General features: G+C 38.3%; 1 protein-coding gene. It reads left to right on the forward strand.

The features are described 5' to 3' along the window. Nucleotides 1-357: 357 nt before the first annotated feature. Nucleotides 358-1674 (forward strand): IS110 family transposase, encoded by a 1317-nt coding sequence (locus tag DWX43_RS26705; RefSeq protein WP_117570150.1) that lies wholly within the window; start codon nt 358-360, stop codon nt 1672-1674. Nucleotides 1675-1805: the final 131 nt, after the last annotated feature.

Genomic DNA, 1805 nt, shown 5'->3' on the forward strand with positions numbered 1-1805 from the left:
AGTATAATAATGATGTAGTCAATCAAGACTACTTGGTTAATAAGTTTCTATAAATCAGATAACAGAAGAAGGGGTTCTTCCTTCATCAGATGTTATCCGTAATAATGATCATGTCTGACGGTTCCTGATAGACACCAGATAAAACATAAGGTATTATCTCTTAGGATAGGACAAAGAATGTTCACCTCCTTGGGAAGTCACTCTTGTGACTGATACCTACAATGAAGTCAATTAGTCCATTCGACAGGGTTTTATGTTTTAGCTGGTTGGGAGCCGGAAGGCCATACCCGAATAACGCGCTAGGTTGTGTACCTGCCAGATTGGAAATGGATTCCTATCAGAAAGGAGCTATTGCTCATGTCAAACAAAGTTATCTTTAATCTCGATGATTTATTCATCTCTGTTGGTATTGATGTCGGTGCTGACTTCTCCTGGATGTCTATAGCACTTCCAAACCAACAATTCGTAGGAAAACCTTACAAAATCCTACATAGCAGTATTGATTCCCTTACAACCGCTGTTTCTAAAATAAAAGAAGCAGAAGAGTTGTATTCTTTGGAAAGTCGCATTTTCCTCGAATCCACGGGAATTTATCATTACCCACTCTTCTGCTATCTTCGTGATAAGGGTTTTAACTGCTCTGTTATTAATCCTATCATCACTAAGAATAGCACAAACATCAACATACGAAAAGTACATAATGATCGTTTTGATTCTAAAAAAGCTGCTTTGGTTGGTTTGAAACCTGATTTAAAGGTTTCACTTATGCCTTCAGACCTTGCTCTAAACTGCCGTAACCTATGCCGTGAATACTACGATTTAATGGATAATCGCAGTGCCTATGTGAATAAGCTTCAGGGTGAATTACGCATGGCGTTTCCACAGTATCTCGGCATCTTTTCCAAGGTTACAATCAACACTTCTCTTACACTGTTGGAGACTTATACATCTCCCTCTGCTTTTCTTGAAGCAGACAAGCAAGAGATTATTAATATCATCAAATCAACAGCTCGCTTTGGGCTTACATATGCTCAAAATAAGTATAATGCCATAATTCAGGCGGCAACTGATGCAAATCAGTTTGGTTACATCATAGACAGCAACATCAAGCGTATTCGCCTTTATATCAGCTTCATACGTAAATATGATGAAGAAATCAACAACATTCTTGAATCGCTCCATGAGCTTGTTGATGCTAATGAAGATGCCGACTTTGTCAAGCAGATTCATTTGATTGAAACATTCAAAGGTGCTGGTTTCTTGTCTGCTGTATCCATCATGGGTGAGATTGGTGACTTTTCAGCATTTTCAAAACCAAAACAACTTTTCGCTTATTTCGGTCTTGATCCGGCAGTAAAACAATCCGGAAAATTTGAAGGTACCAAAGTTCAAATGTCTAAGCGTGGTTCTGCCATAGCCAGACGTGTTATTCACACGTTAACCTTACAAAGCATCAGTATCTCCCGTAATGGAGAAGCTAAAAATCCAGTTCTTCGTGAGTACTACCTCAAGAAATGTGACTCAAAACCAAAGCTCGTAGCAATGGGAGCTGTTTCACATAAGGTATGCAATATGATATTTGCAATACTCAGAGACAACAAGTCTTTTGAAATCATCACTCCACAGGAGCATATCAAACAATACAATGCTTCCAAATGCGACATGGCTGCATAAAATACTGTACATCCAACGAATCAATATCTTTCAAAAGAACGATATTTTCACCAAGGGGGACGTCTACCCTTTTTTAGCCAGAAAATAAGAGCAATTTTTTCATTTAACTATTGACATTTATTAGCTGGACT

This window comes from Clostridium sp. AF19-22AC (genome assembly GCF_003479085.1).
GTDB classification, from domain to species: domain Bacteria; phylum Bacillota; class Clostridia; order Lachnospirales; family Lachnospiraceae; genus Faecalicatena_A; species Faecalicatena_A orotica.